The sequence below is a fragment of the Brevundimonas sp. VNH65 genome, from assembly GCF_049445955.1.
Lineage (GTDB): Bacteria > Pseudomonadota > Alphaproteobacteria > Caulobacterales > Caulobacteraceae > Brevundimonas.
Genome location: NZ_JBMSDX010000014.1, coordinates 1 through 16,699, shown reverse-complemented (window position 1 = coordinate 16,699; position 16,699 = coordinate 1). Strand labels below are relative to the sequence as shown.

The following is a 16,699-nucleotide window of genomic DNA, read 5'->3' as shown; positions in this document are numbered from 1 at the left end:
CCACTGACGTCACGCCTCCAGCCGATATCCCGCCCCGCGCACCGTCTGCAGCATGGCCTTGTCGAAGCCCTTGTCGATCTTGGAGCGCAGGCGGCTGATGTGGACGTCGATGACATTGGTCTGGGGGTCGAAATGGTATTCCCAGACCTTCTCCAGCAGCATGGTGCGGGTCACCGACTGGCCGGCGTGGCGCATCAGGAACTCCAGCAGCTGGAATTCGCGCGGTTGCAGGTCGATCTCGGTGGTTCCGCGATGCACGGTTCGGGCGATCAGATTCATCTCCAGGTCGCCGACCTTGAGCACCGTCTGCACCCCGCCGGTCTCGCGCCGACGCGCCAGGGCCTCGACCCGGGCGATCAGTTCGGCGAAGGCGTAGGGCTTGACCAGATAGTCGTCGCCGCCGGCCTTCAGCCCCGTGATCCGGTCCTCGACCTCGCCGAGCGCCGACAGGAACAGGACCGGGGTCTGGTCGCCGTCTTTCCTCAGGGTCTCGACCATGCCGATGCCGTCAAGACGCGGCATCATCCGGTCCACGACATAGACGTCATATCCGCCGCGCTGGGCCTCCAGCAGCCCATAGGCGCCGTCCTGCGCATGGGCCACCTGATGGCCGGCCTCGGTCAGGCCGCGCAGCATCGCCGTCGCCGCCTCGGCGTCGTCCTCAACCACCAGAATCCGCATCAGGCCCCTCCCGGAATCGAAATCGCCGCCGACGTTACAACATCGGCGGCGATCGCGTGAGTTAAGTCGTCGTCAGACTTGTGTTCGTCGCCGGATCAGTCCTCAGACAGCTCCAGAGCGACCGAGACGGGCGAACCGCCGCGCGGGCTCTGGACCCGCAGCATGACGCCGGGCCGCCCTGCCGCGCGCGCGGCCTCGATCGCCGACTTCAGCTCCGCCGGAGAGTTCACGGCGCGACCGAAGGCGTTGAGGATGATCACCCCCTCGGAGAAGCCCAGTTGGGCCGCCTTCGAGCGCGGCGCGACGGCGGTGATCGCGACGCCCCGCTGATCGTTCGACAGGCGCAGGCGCTGACGCAGCGCCGGCGTCAGAGACTGCACCGTCATGCCCTCGATCGTCTCGGCTCCTGCCTGGGGCGCCGTCGAGTCTCCGCCGGGCGACCCGTTTTGCAGGGCGTCCAGTTCGGACTGCGGCGGACGGCGTTCCGCCCGCGCCGTGACCGTCTGGCGACGACCGTCGCGATACAGTTCGATCCTCAGCGTCTCGCCCACGGCGGTTCCGGCCACGATGCGCGTCAGGGCCTCGCCGGTTTCGGTGTCCCGACCGTTCACCGAGACAATGACGTCCTCAGGCCTGATCCCGGCCTTGTCCGCCGGACCGCCTGCCGTGACGTCGGCGACGAAGGCGCCCTTGACGGTGTCTGCCAGACCCAGCGCCGCACGCTCCCTGTCTTGCAGCGTGCCCATGGAGACGCCGAGATAGCCGCGCTCCACCGCCTCGCCGCGCATCAGCTTGTCGACGATCGGTTTGGCGGTCGAAGCCGGGATGGCGAAGCCGATGCCGACCGAACCGCCGGTGGGCGAAATGATGGCCGAGTTCACGCCGATGACCCGTCCATAGATGTCAAACGTCGGCCCGCCGGAGTTGCCGCGATTGATGGCGGCGTCGATCTGAAGGAAGTCGACAAGGCCGCGCGACTGGCCCGAGGGGTCCTGGCGGCTGATGGCCGAGACGATGCCGGCCGTCGCCGTGCCGCCGAGGCCGAACGGATTGCCGACGGCCACGACCCAGTCGCCGACCCGCGGCTGGGCGCCTTCCTCGAAGGAGACGAAGCTGAAGTCGTCGCCCTGGACCTTGATGACCGCCAGGTCCGATCCCTCGTCGCGCCCGACCAGTGTCGCGTCCATGCGGCGACCGTCGGTCAACACCACCTTGATCGACACGGCGTCGGCGACGACGTGGTTGTTGGTGACGATGAAGCCGTCCCTGGAGATGAAGAAGCCCGAACCGGCGCCGCGCGCGGTCTGGGGTTCGGCGTCCTCCTCCTGGCCCTGGCCGCCTTGTGGACCCGGAATGACGAAACCGGGGAAGCCGGGGATTTGAATGCCGCCGCCGGCCGGTCGCTCGACCCGGGCCTCGACCTCGATCTGGACCACGGCCGGGGCGACCTGCTGCACGATGTCGGCGAAGCTCAGCGGCGCCCCCTGGGGCGGGGCGAAGGCCAGGCCGGCGCCCGCTGAGGGCACCAGTTGACCCGGGCGGGTCTCGGCATGGGCCCCCGGCCAGGTGATGACGCCGCCGGCGGTGGCGCCCGCCGCGACGATCAGGCCGGCCGCGGCCCCCAGAATGAACTCCTTGCGCTTCAGCATCGTCGTCCTTGAACCCTGTCTCGGGCCGTGGCTCGGCCCTGTCGTCTGACTGATATAGAGCCTGAAACGGATTGGCCAACCGGCGTCCGTTCGCGGCGAAGAGAAAGGCTTGATATCCCCAGGCGTTAGTCGTGGGGCCGGTTTGCGTCAGGATCGGGGCGATCCGTTTCAGGCGTGAGAAGATCGGCCAGCCGCCGTTCCTCCTCGTCCGAGAGGGGCTCGGCCGTCATGACCGCGCCGGGTCGACGCCGCCACAGCAGGACCGCGCCGCCCAGGATCAGGGCGAACGGCCCTAGCCAAAGGACCAGCGTCGACCAGCGGAACGGCGGCCGGAACAGGATGTAGTCGCCCCAGCGGCGCACCAGATCCTGACGCACAGCAGCATCCGTCTTGCCCGCCGCGATCTCCTCCCGCACCAGCCGGCGCATGTCCGCGGCGATGCCGGCCGGAGAATCGGCGATCGATTCATGCTGGCAGACGACGCAGCGCACCTCCTGGAACAGGGCCCGGGCGCGCGCCTCCTGGGCCGCGTCGGTCAGCGGCGTCTCGGGCGCGGCGGCGGGCTCTTGGGCCATGGCCGAGGTGGACAGGAGCAGGGCGAAAGCGGTCGCCACCCAGAATCCTTCTCCCCTCGGGGGAGAAGGTGGCTCACGAAGTGAGACGGATGAGGGGGACGGCCACATCAGGTCCGGCCTTCTTCCGCTGGGCTTGAGGACAAAACCCCCTCATCCGTCAGGCTTCGCCCGACACCTTCTCCCCCGAGGGGAGAAGGAACCGAACGGCGCGGCAATCGCCGTCCACCCGGCGCAGGCCTCAGCCGCCGATCCAGCAACGACAGCGATCCGCCCAGGGCCATCAGCGCCGGGCCGAGGAAGATGAGCCGCGCCCAGGGATTGAAGTACATCCGAACCTGCCAGCCGCCTGGGCGTCCCGCCGCGTCCAGCCGCCGCTCGCCCAGGGTCAGATAGACGTCGTCCAGGCCCCGGAAATCCAGCCCGACCTCGGTCGTCGTCTGGCCGCCGGCCGGAAAGAAGCGCCGGTCGGTCGAAACGACGCGCGCCGCCGATCCGTCGGTCCGCGACACCGTCAGCACGCCGCGTTCGGCCAGATAGTTTGGACCCTCGACCATCCGCACCTCATCCAGGCGCGCGACATACGGACCGGCCGCCACCGATTGCCCCGGCGTCAGCACTCTGGCCGTCTCGACCTTGAAGCCGGTCTCGACCACCGCGCCCAGGACGAAAACGCCCAGCCCGGCATGGGCCAGGGTCATGCCCCAGGCCGCCAGAGGCAGCGCCCCGGCCCGCCGCAGGCTCTCGCCGGCCGGGACACGAAACAGGCGGACGCGGCCAGCCCATTCCGCAAGCGTCCCCAGGATCAGCCATGCGCCGAGGGCGATCCCGGCCGCCGCCAGGGCCTTCTTCGGCGCAAACATCAGCCAGGCCGCGAAACCGCAGGCCAGGGCCAGAGCCGCCGCCAACCACAACCGCTGCAAGGTCCCCTTCAGGTCGCCGCGTTTCCATGCCAGCAACGGCCCGGCCGGCAGGATCAGGAAGGCGATCGCCATCAGGGGCGTAAAGGTGAGGTCGAAGTACGGCGGGCCGACCGAAACCGTCGCCCCGTTCACGGCCTGCAGGATCAGCGGATAGAGGGTGCCCAGAAGGACCGTCGCCGCCGCCGTGGTGAGGAACAGGTTGTTCAGGACCAGACCGGCCTCGCGGCTGACGGGAGCGAAGGCGGCCTGGCTTCTCAGGCTCTGGGCGCGCCAGGCGAACAGGGCGAAGGCCGAGCCCGCCGTCACGCCCAGGATGGCCAACAGGGTCAGGCCCCGCTTCGGATCGACGGCGAAGGCGTGGACCGAGGTCAGCACGCCGGACCGCACCAGAAAGGCGCCCAACATCGACAGGCTGAAGGCCAGCAGCGCCAGGAACACCGTCCATCCCGCCAGGCCGCCGCGCCGTTCCGTGACGATGGCCGAATGCAGCAGGGCCGCGCCCGCCAGCCAGGGCAGGAAGCTGGCGTTCTCGACCGGGTCCCAGAACCACCAGCCGCCCCAGCCGAGTTCGTAATAGGCCCAGAAGGAGCCCAGGGCGATGCCCAGGGTCAGCAGCATCCAGGACGCCAGCGCCCAGGGCCGCACCCAGCGGCCCCAGGCCGGCCAGAAGCCGCCGCCCAGACCCGACAGCGACCGCCCCTCGATCAGGGCGGCCGCCGCCAGGGCGAAACAGACCGAAAACCCGACATAGCCGCCGTAGAGCAGCGGCGGATGGAAGGCCAGGGCCGGATCCTGAAGCAAAGGATTCAGCGACGCGCCCTGCACCGGCGGCGCGTCCAGTCGGGTGAACGGATTGGAGGTGAAGACGGTGAAGGCGAGGAACAGGGCCGACAGCCCGCCCTGCACCGCCACGGCCGAGGTCTTCAGTCCGAACGGCAGGCCGCCCTGGCTTGTCCGCGCCCGGGCCAGGGCCGCGCCGAACCCGGTCATGACCAGACACCAGAGCAGCAGCGACCCCTCGTGGCTGCCCCAGGCGCCCGCCACCTTGTACAGCATCGGCTTGTCGGTGTGGCTGTTGGCCGCCACGTTCGCCACCGAGAAGTCGGACACCACGAAGGCGTGGATCAGGACGCCGAACGCGACCGCGACCGACAGGGCCGCGCCGATCGCCGCGCCTTGACCGGCCCCGGCCAGAACCGAGCTGACGCGCAGGCGGCCGACGCCCGACAGGGCCGTCTGAGCCAGGGTCAGGACGAAGGCGAGAAGAAGCGCATAGGCGCCGAATTCGACGATCACGGATTGGTCTCGGCGCTATGCTCGGCTCCAGGAGCCTCGCGGCTCGGCGAAACCGACCCGTTCGACGCTTCGCCCGTTTCAGGCCGCCACTCGCCCTTGGCCTTGATCCGGTCGGCGACCTCCTTGGGCATATAGGTCTCGTCGTGCTTGGCCAGGACCTGACGCGCCTCGAAGGTCCGGTCGGGCCGGAACGCGCCCTCGGCCACGATGCCCTGTCCTTCGCGGAACAGATCCGGCAGGTCGCCGCGATAGTGGACGCGGGTCGTGGCGACATTGTCGGTTACCGAGAACATCACCTCGGCGCCGTGGCGTTCGACGCTGCCGGTCTCGACCAGACCGCCCAGACGCACATTGCGACCGGCCGGCGCCTTGTCCGCTGTCGCCTCGGACGGCGAGAAGAAGTAGGCCACGTTATCGCGCATGGCCCAAAGCGACAGCCCCGCCGCCAGGGCCAGCACCGGCGCGGCGGCCATGACCACATAGAGGCGTCGCCGCGCCTTGGGCGACTTGGGCAGCCAGCTCATCGTCCGGCCTCCAGCGCCGCGAGCCGACGTTCCAGATCGGTCCGGCGCGGATCGGAAGCATCCAGTGCGGCGATCAGAGGCGTCCAGAACCTCCGCACCTCAGGGGCCTCGCCCCGGGTCTCGGCCGCCTCGCCGAGGAAATAGAGGGCGCCCAGCTGACCGGGGTCATGTTTCAGCGCCTCGCGAAAGGCAGCCTCGGAGTCGGGGCCGATCCGGCCGTCGGAGGCGCGCACGAGGCTCTCGCCCAGCCGCGCCCAGCTCTGGCCGTCATTCGGATTGATCGCCAGGGCGCGACGGAAGGCCGAGGCGGCGCCGACCGGATCGCCGGCCTGGAACCGCGCCGAGCCCAGCAAGGTGAGCATGCGCAGGTCATCAGGCGCCAGGCGGACTTCCCGCTCGATGACCGCCGCCGCCTGAGCCGGCTCCAGCGGTTCGGTCGACACCGCCCAGGCCTCGACCCGCGCGGCGAACGGCTGGTCGCCCTGGCCCGGAGCCGCGAGGGCGAAGTAGAGACCCAGGGCCGTCGCTGCGGTCAGGACGACGCCGCCGAGAACCATCAAGGGCTCCCGACGCCCGATCACGACCGTCGCGGCAGGCGTGGAGGCGGCCAACAGTCGGCGGGCGGCCTCCGCCCGGGATTCGGCCCATTCGCGTTCGCCCATCGCGCCCTCGGCCCGCAGCCGATCCAGCGCGCCAAGCTCACGGCGCGCCGCCTCCGACGCCGTGTCATCGGCGTTGACCGGGCCCGTGGCGCGTCGCGCGCCGGCCAGCATCAGCAACGCCGTCAGAGTCGTCAGGAGGGCGGCCGAAATCCAGAAGATCAGCATGGCCGGGGCTCTAGACCATTTTTGTCCGCCGCGCGATGCGCACGACCGGGCCGATCGCCGCAGAAGACGCCGCCCCCGTCAGGCCGCGCGAACGTCGCCGGACTGGTTCAGGGCCGCGATCCGACGACGGGCCGTCCGCGCCTCGGCGTCGTCGCCCAGCCGCTCGAGCAGGTCGGACAGCACAAGCAGCCGCGCGGTGGTCGCGGCGGGATCGGCAGCGTCGCCGCCATGCACCGCCTCGACCAGTTGATCGATGTGCTGGGCCAGGGCTCCGGCCACTTCCTCCACGACGCCGTGACGACGCGATTCGCAGCCGAACCGCGAGGCGGCGGACCGCACGGCGCGGGCCAGATCGATCAGGCCGCGCGCCTGGGCCAAGGCGCCGTCGTCGATGGCGGCATTCGGATCCGCGACCTTGCGGCTCATCCGCCCGGCCGTCTGAAGGCCGCGCGTGGGCAGGATGCGGGCGACCGATCTGACCGTCGCCTGAAGCCGGTCTTCGATCATGCCCGAAACGCGGGACTTCACGCCGGCCAGGCGTCGCATCCAGTCCTCCTGGCCGTCCAGCGCCGCCGTCAGTTCCAGCGTGCCGACGACAGCGCCTGCCGCCGCCAGATCGCGTTCCAGCGCGTCGCGCGGATCGCCCGGCCGCCAGCCGAGGATGCGCTGGACGCGCGTCTCCAGGGCGGACAGGGCGCGCTCGATGTAGAGGGCCAGTTCCGAGTGGCGCAGCATGGCTTCATGGCCCATGGCCGTCGCCGCATTGACGGCCAGGCGCACCACGTCCTCGGTCCGGTCGAGGTGGGCCACCAGGATATCCACCAGGCGACGTGGTCCCTCCGGATCGCTCTCCGAGGCGTCGCGCAGCGCCAGCTTCAACTCCGCCTGAAGGTCTTCGTCGGGTCGATCGATCCAGCCCGGCAGATTGCCCATGGATCGATGCGCCAGGAGGCCGAGCGCGCAGCAGGCGCGCAGTTCGGCGACTCCCTCGCGCCAGTCGTCCTCCGGCATGTCCGAGGCTGGCGCCCAGACGCTCTCCGGCTTCTGATCCAGCACGGCGATGGCGGCGTCGTAGAGGCGCGTCCGGCCCAGGGCGTGAAAGGTCGCCTGATCATCGCCGATGCGATCGAGCAACACCAGGGCGTCACGATCCCGTGCGACCGCCGCACGCCAGAGGCGAGCCAGAACCGGCGATGGAAAATTGAGAGCCGCCAGGTCGTCCGATCGGCGGCGAAACAGGGGAGCCAGGGCGCCGAAGGCCTCGGTGCGGCGGCGGCGATCTTCGACGGCGTCGTGGAGCAGGGCTTCGACCTCTCGCGCCCGTTGTCCGGCGCTGCAGCGGACCACGGAGAGGATCACGGCCATGGCCTCGTCCGGTACGGCGTCCAGGACCCGCGCCAATGCTGTTCTGGCTTCGACCGTCAACCCGGCCATAGCGCACTCCCATCCGCCCCCACTTGCGGCAGATTGGGCAACCTAGCCCAAGAAGGTTAAGGAATGGCGCAGCCGGTCTCAGTCGCCGGCGGCAGGCAGTTCGAGAACGGCCTTCAACCCGCCCATGTCGCTGGCGGCCAAGGTCAAGCGTCCGCCGTAGGCCCGCGTCAGGTCATCCACGATCGACAGCCCGAGGCCCGAGCCCGGCGTCGCCTCGTCCATGCGGGCGCCGCGCTTCAGCGCAGCCTCGCGCTCGTCTTCGGGCAGGCCCGGACCGTCATCCTCGATCACGGCGATCATCTGTCCTAGGCCGTTGGCGCCCGCCGAGACGCGCACCCGACGCCGGCTCCACTTGCAGGCGTTCTCGATCAGATTCCCAAGGATCTCCTGCAGATCCTGGCGTTCGCCCAGGAAGGCCAGATCGTCCGGCGCGCGCCAGTCGATCTCCACCGCCTTGGACTGAAAGACCCGCTCCAGCATGACGGCGAGTTCGTCCAGAACCTCGGCCACCGGCGCGGTCTCGCCCAGGCCATGGGCGGCGCGGGCGGCGGCGCGGGCACGGCGCAGATGGTGGTCGACCTGGCGCTTCATAACCTCGGTCTGGCGCCCCACGATCTCGGCCAGGCCGGCCCGATCGCCCCGGGCGTCCGACGCCTCGGCCAGCATGACGGACAGGGGCGTCTTCAGCGCATGCGCCAGATTGCCGACATGGGTCCGCTGGCGCTCCACCACCTCCTGATTGTGGTCCAGCAGCCGGTTGACCTGTTCGGCCAGAGGCTGGATCTCCAGCGGATAGACGCGGCCGATACGGGCCGCCTTGCCACGCCGAACCTCGGCGATCTCGTTGCGAAGATCGAACAGCGGCCGCAGGCCGATCCGCACCTGAATGAACACCGCCGCCACGAGACCGAAGCCCAGCAGCACAAGGGCGGTCCATGTGAAGGTGGCGAACTGTTTGGCGTCGGCCTCGATCATCGACCGGTCGATGCCCGACACGAAGATCACCGGCGCCTCGCGGCCGGTCAGGGTCTTCATGCTGGCCCCGATCCGCAACGGCTGGTGGGACGGTGGCCGCAGGACGCCGTCGTCATTGTAGGTGACCATCACGCCCAGCGATCGCTGGAGCCGGTCCGGGAGATCAGGAGGGATGGTGAGGGTCTCGCCCGAGAGCGAGGGCGATCGCGCCAGCACCCGCACGCCGCCGTCGGCGGTGCGCTCGGCCACCATCCAGTATTTTCCGGAAAGGCCGCGCGCGGTCCGGGCGTCGCGAATCTCGTTGACCGTCACCTGTCCATCGGCGTCGATCCGCGTCGCCAGCAGGACGTCATCGATCGTCATGCCCAGTTCGGCGCCCAGCCGCCGAAAAGCGCTCTCCTGGTACTGGGTCGTCAGGCCCCAACCCGCGAGGATCAGGGCCAGCACGATCCAGGCCGAAGCCAGCCAGATCAGTCGTCGGGTCAGGCTGCGGCCGGGACGACCTACCCATCGGCCCCAGGAAACGCCGCGGGTCGCAGCCGGGGTTTCGACGGCCGGAGATTCCGCGATCGGAGTTTCGACGACGGCGGGCTCGCTCACGCCGCCTCGGTTTCGCCGGGCAGAGGCGTCAGCCGATAGCCGAGGCCGCGCACGGTCTCGATCCGATCCGATCCGACCTTCTTCCTGACCCGGCCGATGAAGACCTCGATGGTGTTGGAGTCGCGATCGAAGTCCTGGTCGTAGAGATGTTCGACCAGTTCGGTGCGACTGATGACCCGGCCCTGGTGCATCATCATGTAATGCAGGAGGCGATATTCCAGCGAGGTCAGGCGCAGGGGTTCGCCGTTGACGCTGGCCCGCGCCGCGCGGGGGTCAAGGCGCAGGCCGCCGCAGGACAGGGTCGCCGACGCCACGCCCGCCGAGCGCCGCAGGAGCGCCCGCAGCCGCGCCAGCAGCTCCTCGGTGTGGAACGGCTTGGCCAGATAGTCGTCGGCGCCGGCGTCAAACCCGGCCACCTTGTCGGACCAGGCCGCCCGTGCGGTCAGGATGAGGACAGGCGTGGTCTTGCCGTCGCGACGCCAGCGTTCCAGCACCGACACTCCGTCGATCCGGGGCAGGCCGAGGTCCAGAACGATGACGTCATAGGGCTCGGTGTCGCCGAGGAAATGCGCTTCCTCGCCGTCGGCGGCGTGATCAACCGCATAGCCGGCGTCGGCCAGGGCGGTCTTGAGCTGACGCGACAGATCGGCGTCGTCCTCCACGAGCAGAACGCGCATGGCTTCAGGCCCCCTCAGTCATAGGCGGAGACGGAAATGGTGAAGGTCCGGCCGTCCCGTTCGAACAGGAAGACATAGCTGGACCCCTGCAGGCCCTGGGAGCCGACGAAACGGGCGCCCCGCGCCTGGCGCTGTGCGCGCGACTGGGCCTCGGACTGGCTGATCATGCGGCGAGCCGACGGCCCCTGATCGCGATCGCGCGATGGGCGGCTGCTCTGGGGACGGTCGCGGTCCCGGTCGCCGGAGCGATCCTGATAGCCACCCTCGCCGTAGCCACGGCGCGACTGGTCGACCTCTACCGCCGCATAGGCGGGCGCGATCCCTCCGGCCAGGACGGCGGCTGCGACGAAGCCGGACAGCAGATGTGAACGAATGCGGATCATGCGGCAGGTGATACGGCGACGCCCCTGAACGGCGTCTGAACACCCAGCTTAGGCTGTTTGTCAGGAAGGTGAAACCGGCCGCCCGCCTCGCGCGAGCGTCCGCGCGTTCGATCCGGCCTTCCATGTGGAAGGGTATCCGGGAGCGACCGACCTTTCGGGTTTCTCACGTTGATGAACGGAAGCTGAGCGTTGGTGTTCAGGTGGGGCTCAGGCGGGGGGCGGTAGGTCTTGTTTCATCGCCGGCCAGCCCGGTCGGCGCCGAAACCGAGGAGAGATCCAGTGAAGAAGTTCATCGTCCCCGCTCTGTTCCTGGCCGCGGCTTCGGCCGCCGCCGTTCCCGCCGCCGCCCAGAACTACGGCTACGGCCACAATCAGGGCCCGTCGCGGGCCCCGGCCGCCCAGAGCTACGCCAACTGGCAGTCGATCGCCCACCGCAAGGTCAACCTGGACCGTCGCATCGACCAGGGCGTGCGCACCCGCCAGTTGTCGCACCGCGAGGCCGGCCGCCTGAAGGCCGAGCTGAACAGCCTGATCCGTCTGGAGCGCAGCTACCTGCGCGGCGGCCTGAGCCGGGTCGAGCGCAATGACCTGGACCGTCGCTACGACCGCCTGTCCGCCCAGGTCCGCAGCGAGCGCCGCGACCGCGACAACCGCCGCTGGTAACCCCAGCCGCCTGAGACGACAGGGCGCGGTCCGAAAGGATCGCGCCCAGTCTGCTATTCGACCACCGTCAGTTCCGGCCAGCGCGCCCGCGCGGAGGCGATGACCTTGTCCCAGCCTGTCGCCCGGAGACGGTTCGGATTGGGCCGGATCACCATATCGAACACGTCCTGCAAGCCGAACGGCGCGGCGACGGAGATCGCCCCGTCCGCCTCCAGCCGCACCCCGACGGCGAAGGCAGGGGCCACGAACCGGCCGAGCGCCTCGTCGGTCCGCATCAGCGGTTCGTAGGGCTCGTTGAAATGCTCGCCGAACCATATGTGAACCCGCGCCTGATTGCGAACCTCGACCAGCGACTTCAGCGGCGCATCGAAGGCGGCGGCGGCGCGCCTGATGAAGACGTCCTCGGCGTCCCAGGAGGTGTCCGGGTCGAAATAGCCGATGTCGTAATCCTTGACGCCGTAGCCGACGGGTCGCCCGGTCCGGACGTTCCAGACCCCCTGATAGACGGCGCCGGAGAACAGCCGCCAGTCCGGCAGGCCGAGGTCGCGCACGGTCGTCAGCACCTGCATCAGCACCGGATCGGCCCGGACGATGTCGATCAGCCGGGCTTCGAGGTCCGCCTCGCTCATCGGCGCAGCCTCCAGCCGTGATCCAGCGGCCCATGGCCATGCCCCAGACCCGGCGCCCGGCGGATGGCTTCGGCGACATAGGCCCAGGCCTCGGCCACGGCGACCTCAAGAGGCTGCCCCCGGGCGATGCCGGCGGCGCAGGCGCTGGCCAGGGTGCAGCCGGTGCCGTGGGTCGAGGTGGTGTCGAACCGCTCGCCCTCCAGAAGGGTCTCTCCGGATGGCGTCAGCAGCAGGTCCGTGACGGTCGGGCCTTCGCCGACATGGCCGCCCTTCATCAGCACCGCCCTGGCGCCGAGGGCCAGCAGGGCTTCGCCCGCCCGCCGCTGGCCGTCCAGATCGGCGACCGGGATTCCGGTCAGGGCTTCCGCCTCTGGCGCATTGGGGGTCAGGAGCGTCGCGCGCGGGACCATCAGCGACCGCACCGCCCCGACCGCCGCCTCGGCCAGCAGCGGATGCCCCCCTTTGGCGATCATCACCGGATCGACCACCGCCGCGGCCGGATGGCCGGCCAGAATGGCCGCCACCCGCTCGACCACCTCGACCGTGCCCAGCATGCCGGTCTTGAAGGCGTCGGCGCCGATGTCGTCCAGCACCACCCTCGCCTGTTGTTCGATGACGTCGAGAGGCAGGGGGTGGACGCCGTGGACGCCGAGGGTATCTTGAATCGTGACGGCGGTGACCGCCGTGGCGGCGTAGCCGCCCATCGCGGTCACGGTCTTGATGTCGGCCTGTATCCCGGCGCCCCCGCCGGAGTCCGAACCAGCGATGATGAGGACGCGTCCGAGGCGTTGCGAAGGATCTGTCATCGACGCTGGATGCGACAACCCGCCCATCCGGGCAAGCCGCCTGTTTCGTTGAAGGGGGCGTTATGGAGGCTGAAGCGCATCAGCCAGACGGAGTTCGCCGCATGACCGCCGCCTTTCTGGACCGCCTGATCGGCGACTGGACGTATGAGGGCCACAGCCTGCCCGACGACGGCGAGCGGCGCCGGGGGACGGAGACCGTCTCCCGGCGCGGCGCCTGGACGGTGATCGAGTCCGATGACGACGCGCGCTTCCAGCTCGCTTTCGATCCCGAGACCGGCCGGGTCACCGGCGACTTCGTCCACTGGGGCCACCCCACTCTCTGGACCTATGACGGCGTCGCGGACGGCGACCGCATGGTGCTGGCCAGCCGTGGCCCGACCATGGAGGAAAGCGGCGGCGAGACCGACTATGAGGACATCTGGGAGATGACCTCGCCGGACCAACGGACCCTGACCAGCCGTCAGAAGCAGGCTGACGGGAGCTGGACCGCTTTCTGCCGGACCGTCTATCGCCGCGGGGGCTGAGCAAGAACCGCCGCCTGAACCTTCAGCGCCTGCACCGTCTCGCGCACGTCGTGGACCCGCACCATCCGCGCCCCGCGTCGGGCGCCGTCCAGAGCCAGGGCCAGGGAGCCGCCCAGGCGGTCGCCGGGATCGGTCGCGGTTTCATCCACCGCCTGGATCATCCGCTTGCGGCTGGCGGCGTAGAGGATCGGGAAGCCGAGATCGACCAGGGCGTCCAGCCGCGCCGTCAGGACCAGATTGTGGTTCAGCGTCTTGCCGAAGCCGATGCCGGGATCGAGCCAGATCCGGTCGCGCGCCACGCCCGCCGCCATCGCCGCCCCGGCCCGCGCCGCCAGATAGTCTCGCACCTCGGCGACCACGTCGTCATAGCGGGGATCGGCCTGCATGGTGCGCGGCTCGCCCTTCATGTGCATCAGGACGATCTGGCATCCGAGTTCGGCGGCGACCGCCGCGCTGTCGGGCGCATGGCTCAGGGCCGTCACGTCGTTCCACATCGCCGCCCCGGCCGCGAAGGCGGCGCGGGCCACGGCGGGCTTCATGGTGTCGACGCTGATCGTACCGTCCCAGCGGGCGCGGATCGCCGCGATGACCGGCGCCGTCCGGTCGATCTCCTCGGCCTCGCTGACCGGATCGGCGCCCGGCCGGGTGCTTTCGCCGCCGATGTCGAGCACGTCGGCGCCCTCGACGACCAGTCGCATCGCATGGGCCACCGCCGCCTCGACCGAACCCAGCCGTCCGCCGTCCGAGAAGCTGTCCGGCGTGACGTTGACGATGCCCATGACGCGGACGCCCGGGATCGGATCGACCGTCATCGGCGCCATCAGCCCTTGCCTCCGATCAATCCGCCCAGGGCCTCCAGATAGGCGGCGAAGGCCGTCCGGCCCTCGTCGGTGAGGACGATGCGGGTCAGGGGCTTGTTGTTCACGAAGCTCTTGGTGATGGCGACATAGCCCGCCTCCTCCAGCTTCTTCAGATGGACGGACAGATTGCCCTGGGTCGCCTCCAGCACCGTCTTCAGCTCGGTGAAGTCGGCGGCATCGACGTCGGCCAGATAGACCATGATCCCCAGCCGCATGCGGCCGTGGATGACCTCGTCGATCCGTCCGAAGTCCGCCAGGCCCATGGTTCAGTCCGTCCGGCTTCCGGCGCGCGCATCGCGGAACATCAGCCAGCCCGGCAGGGCGAACAGCAGGAAGAGGGCCACGGTGCAGACGCCCAGATAGGTCAGGGGCTGGCGCACCAGCAGGCCCAGGGCCACCGCCGTCAGCCAGCCGCCGACCGAGACGGCCAGCATCCAGGCCTTCTTCCGCATCATCCAGGCGACGTACCAGGCGGCCGCCTGCAAGGCGAAGACGACGGCGGCGTAATAGAGCCAGACGGCGAAGTCCTGGTCGCGGAGCGCGCCGGCGGCGAAGACGATGACCACCGCCGCATTGGCCATGCCGGTGGCGCTGAACATGGTGTTGACCGCCCGCGTCGCCAGGGGTCCGGCGTTCGACCGGCCGGCCTTGCGATCGTGCAGGATCGCCCAGGTCAGGACGATCAGGAAGGTCACGGTGACCCCGACCACGACGGCCAGATTGGCCGGGTCGGGCCATCGGATCAGGCCGAACGCCTGGCCGAGATGGTACAGGCACTGGAGGCCGTACAGCAGGCCGCCCGCCAGATAGCAGACCGCCAGAGTCATCGGCGGTCGCCCCCCGCCCTGCACGATCGAGCGCATGAAGGCCAGATCGTCTTCCGGGGTGCTCAGGCGGGGCTTGGCGGGCATCGGGATCTCCGGGAGACGATTCTGTGCAGCGACCGGCCGGTCCGGGGTGGACCAGCCGATCGCCCTTGGCAAGCTATTCGGCGGGGGCGGCGGCCGTCTCGGGCCGGGGCTTGCGCCAGGGCACGCGGCGGCCGTTCAGCCATTTGCCCATGAAGCCGTGGCGCACCATCAGCTCATAGGAGGCCAGGCAGACAGCGAAGACGCCGATCGACAGGCCCGCCAGCTTGACCCACCACGGCCCGGCCCAGTCCTGCACCCAGACCTGGGCCAGCATGACCAGCGGCAGGTGCAGGATGTAGATCCAGTAGGAGGCGTCGGCGAGATAGCGCCGGACCGGGCTGTGGCCCGAGAGGAAGCGCAGGCACAGGCCCGTGGCCGCCAGGGCCGAGGACCAGACCGCCAGGGCGACGACGGCGGCGGCGGCGGCCTTTTCAGGCGTGGCCCCGACCATGGGCGTGACCCGGGGCCCGCCCGCCAGCACATAGGCGGCCACGCCCGAGACCAGGGCGACGATCAGGAACAGCGGCGCCCACCCGGCGAGCCGGGCCAGCAGGTCGCGGCGGCGATCGATCAGGAAGCCCAGGCCGAAGGCCATGCCGAACCCGACCAGGGCGGCGGTGTCGGGGACCACCCCCTCGTCCGGCGTGGGCACGGCGAAGAAGGCGATCCATTTCGGGTCCAGCCACAGGGCCAGGGCCAGGGGCGCGGCGAGGACGACGGACGTCCAGGGCCCGATCAGGGCGCCCGTGACCCGGTCGACGCCCCGCCCCCATCCGCCGCTCCGGTCCAGCAGGGCGAAGGGCGCGCGCAGGATCAGGGCGGCGGCGCAGAACAGGGTCAGCACCCATAGGAACCACAGGTGGGTCAGGGGGAAGTCGGTCCAGTCATAGCTGGGCGGCGGCGGCGGCGGGGCGCCGGGCGTCACCAGGCCGTTGGCGTGGGCGTTCCACACCAGGGCGGTGACGATCCCGGCCATGACCGGAAACCAGAAGGCGGCCAGCGGTCCGAAGATACGCACGGCCCGGTCCCGGGCGAAGCCGACCCAGCCCTTTCGCGCCAGCATCATGTGGGCGAACAGGCCGGCGATCAGGAAGAAGGCCGTCATCCGGAACAGGTGGATGGCGAAGAACAGCCACGCCGCCCCGATCGAGCGGCTGTCGTCGGCGACGATCCAGATCTGCTGCGGAAAGAAGGACAGGCTGGCGTGCAACACCACCCCCAGCAGCAGGGCCAGGGCGCGCAGGGCGTCCAGGCCGTGCAGCCGGTCTGCGGCGGCGATGGGATTGGCGGTCGGCGCGGTCATGGACGGGGTCCCCTCCGGTTGAGGACCGCCATATGTCATAGACTTGTCTGCATTGCAAACTGGTCTGCCGATCTGCCGCCCTCCCCCCTTTCGTCATCCTCGGGCCTGTCCCGAGGACCCATGCGTAAGCGCGTTCCGACGTCGGATCGGGGACGCACGGCATCGCAACAGCTCGTGCGGCGTCCGGGATGGGCCCTCGGGACAAGCCCGAGGGTGACGGAATTTGGAGGATTGGGTGTGAGTTTCCCCCTCCACCGCCTTCGGCGGTCCGGTCGTCGGATCGCATGCGATCCTTCTCCACCCCCAGAAGGCGGAGGAGAAGGCGTGCGTCGTCAGCTTCACGGCGGGGGCCTGAAGGGTGCGGGAGGGGCGGAGCGCCGGGCCTCGCCCGGTCTGTAGGATAGAAGTACCGTTTTCGACGAAGGCCTGATGTCGCTCCGCGCGAGGCCTGGACGGGAGGAG

17 protein-coding genes and 1 pseudogene are annotated in these 16,699 nt (G+C 69.9%); 2 read left to right on the top strand and 16 right to left on the bottom strand.

Annotated features, from left to right (window positions below; translation table 11 throughout):
- Positions 1–9: 9 nt before the first annotated feature.
- The 10 genes and pseudogenes from ACO2Q1_RS16105 to ACO2Q1_RS16060 all read right to left on the bottom strand — a co-directional run bounded on the left by ACO2Q1_RS16105 (position 10) and on the right by ACO2Q1_RS16060 (position 10,541).
- Positions 10–681 carry a response regulator transcription factor gene (locus tag ACO2Q1_RS16105; protein WP_423330502.1) on the bottom strand — a complete coding sequence of 224 codons (672 nt, stop codon included), beginning with the start codon at positions 679–681 and terminating at the stop codon, positions 10–12.
- A gap of 95 nt (positions 682–776) precedes the next feature.
- Positions 777–2,330, bottom strand: a complete 1,554-nt coding sequence (locus ACO2Q1_RS16100) for a trypsin-like peptidase domain-containing protein (RefSeq protein WP_423330501.1) — start codon at positions 2,328–2,330, stop codon at positions 777–779.
- 125 nt (positions 2,331–2,455) lie between these two features.
- On the bottom strand, positions 2,456–2,944 hold the full coding sequence (locus ACO2Q1_RS16095) for a cytochrome c-type biogenesis protein (RefSeq protein ID WP_423330500.1): 489 nt from the start codon (positions 2,942–2,944) through the stop codon (positions 2,456–2,458).
- A gap of 179 nt (positions 2,945–3,123) precedes the next feature.
- Positions 3,124–5,121 (bottom strand): annotated as a pseudogene (locus tag ACO2Q1_RS16090) (heme lyase CcmF/NrfE family subunit); the annotation flags it as partial.
- The gene (ccmE, locus tag ACO2Q1_RS16085; RefSeq protein WP_423330499.1) at positions 5,118–5,645 is read right to left on the bottom strand and encodes a cytochrome c maturation protein CcmE; all 528 of its coding nucleotides are present in this window, start codon (positions 5,643–5,645) and stop codon (positions 5,118–5,120) included. The pseudogene ACO2Q1_RS16090 and the gene ccmE, both read right to left, overlap by 4 nt.
- Complete coding sequence (ccmI, locus tag ACO2Q1_RS16080) at positions 5,642–6,472, bottom strand: c-type cytochrome biogenesis protein CcmI (RefSeq protein ID WP_423330498.1); 831 nt, start codon at positions 6,470–6,472, stop codon at positions 5,642–5,644. The genes ccmE and ccmI overlap by 4 nt, the downstream gene beginning before the upstream one ends.
- Positions 6,473–6,550: 78 nt before the next feature.
- Positions 6,551–7,906 carry a hypothetical protein gene (locus ACO2Q1_RS16075; RefSeq protein WP_423330497.1) on the bottom strand — a complete coding sequence of 452 codons (1,356 nt, stop codon included), beginning with the start codon at positions 7,904–7,906 and terminating at the stop codon, positions 6,551–6,553.
- A 78-nt stretch (positions 7,907–7,984) separates the two neighbouring features.
- Positions 7,985–9,481: a sensor histidine kinase gene (locus ACO2Q1_RS16070; protein WP_423330496.1), complete on the bottom strand. Its 1,497-nt coding sequence runs from the start codon at positions 9,479–9,481 to the stop codon at positions 7,985–7,987.
- Positions 9,478–10,158, bottom strand: a complete 681-nt coding sequence (locus tag ACO2Q1_RS16065) for a response regulator transcription factor (protein ID WP_423330495.1) — start codon at positions 10,156–10,158, stop codon at positions 9,478–9,480. Before ACO2Q1_RS16065 ends, ACO2Q1_RS16070 begins: the two co-directional genes overlap by 4 nt.
- 14 nt (positions 10,159–10,172) lie before the next feature.
- Complete coding sequence (locus tag ACO2Q1_RS16060; protein WP_423330494.1) at positions 10,173–10,541, bottom strand: hypothetical protein; 369 nt, start codon at positions 10,539–10,541, stop codon at positions 10,173–10,175.
- A 279-nt stretch (positions 10,542–10,820) separates the two neighbouring features.
- Here ACO2Q1_RS16060 and ACO2Q1_RS16055 point away from each other — a divergent pair, with 279 nt between their 5' ends.
- Positions 10,821–11,204: a hypothetical protein gene (locus tag ACO2Q1_RS16055; RefSeq protein WP_423330276.1), complete on the top strand. Its 384-nt coding sequence runs from the start codon at positions 10,821–10,823 to the stop codon at positions 11,202–11,204.
- A 53-nt stretch (positions 11,205–11,257) separates the two neighbouring features.
- Here the strand turns inward: ACO2Q1_RS16055 and ACO2Q1_RS16050 are convergent, their stop codons facing one another.
- Both ACO2Q1_RS16050 and thiD read right to left on the bottom strand, forming a co-directional pair.
- Complete coding sequence (locus ACO2Q1_RS16050) at positions 11,258–11,833, bottom strand: nucleotidyltransferase family protein (protein ID WP_423330493.1); 576 nt, start codon at positions 11,831–11,833, stop codon at positions 11,258–11,260.
- A complete protein-coding gene (gene thiD, locus ACO2Q1_RS16045; RefSeq protein WP_423330492.1) occupies positions 11,830–12,639 on the bottom strand; it encodes a bifunctional hydroxymethylpyrimidine kinase/phosphomethylpyrimidine kinase in 810 nt (269 codons plus the stop codon). The genes ACO2Q1_RS16050 and thiD overlap by 4 nt, the downstream gene beginning before the upstream one ends.
- Before the next feature lie 101 nt (positions 12,640–12,740).
- On the opposite strand from thiD, the gene ACO2Q1_RS16040 reads away from it, so the two are divergent.
- Positions 12,741–13,163, top strand: a complete 423-nt coding sequence (locus tag ACO2Q1_RS16040) for a DUF1579 family protein (protein ID WP_423330491.1) — start codon at positions 12,741–12,743, stop codon at positions 13,161–13,163.
- Here ACO2Q1_RS16040 and folP read toward each other — a convergent pair.
- From folP to ACO2Q1_RS16020, 4 genes are all read right to left on the bottom strand, one after another.
- Positions 13,145–13,984, bottom strand: a complete 840-nt coding sequence (gene folP / locus ACO2Q1_RS16035; protein ID WP_423330490.1) for a dihydropteroate synthase — start codon at positions 13,982–13,984, stop codon at positions 13,145–13,147. The genes ACO2Q1_RS16040 and folP overlap by 19 nt on opposite strands.
- Positions 13,984–14,286: a winged helix-turn-helix domain-containing protein gene (locus tag ACO2Q1_RS16030; protein ID WP_423330489.1), complete on the bottom strand. Its 303-nt coding sequence runs from the start codon at positions 14,284–14,286 to the stop codon at positions 13,984–13,986. The genes folP and ACO2Q1_RS16030 overlap by 1 nt, the downstream gene beginning before the upstream one ends.
- A 3-nt stretch (positions 14,287–14,289) precedes the next feature.
- Positions 14,290–14,934 carry a hypothetical protein gene (locus ACO2Q1_RS16025; RefSeq protein WP_423330488.1) on the bottom strand — a complete coding sequence of 215 codons (645 nt, stop codon included), beginning with the start codon at positions 14,932–14,934 and terminating at the stop codon, positions 14,290–14,292.
- 73 nt (positions 14,935–15,007) lie between these two features.
- Positions 15,008–16,237, bottom strand: a complete 1,230-nt coding sequence (locus ACO2Q1_RS16020) for an acyltransferase family protein (RefSeq protein WP_423330487.1) — start codon at positions 16,235–16,237, stop codon at positions 15,008–15,010.
- Positions 16,238–16,699 lie beyond the last annotated feature (462 nt).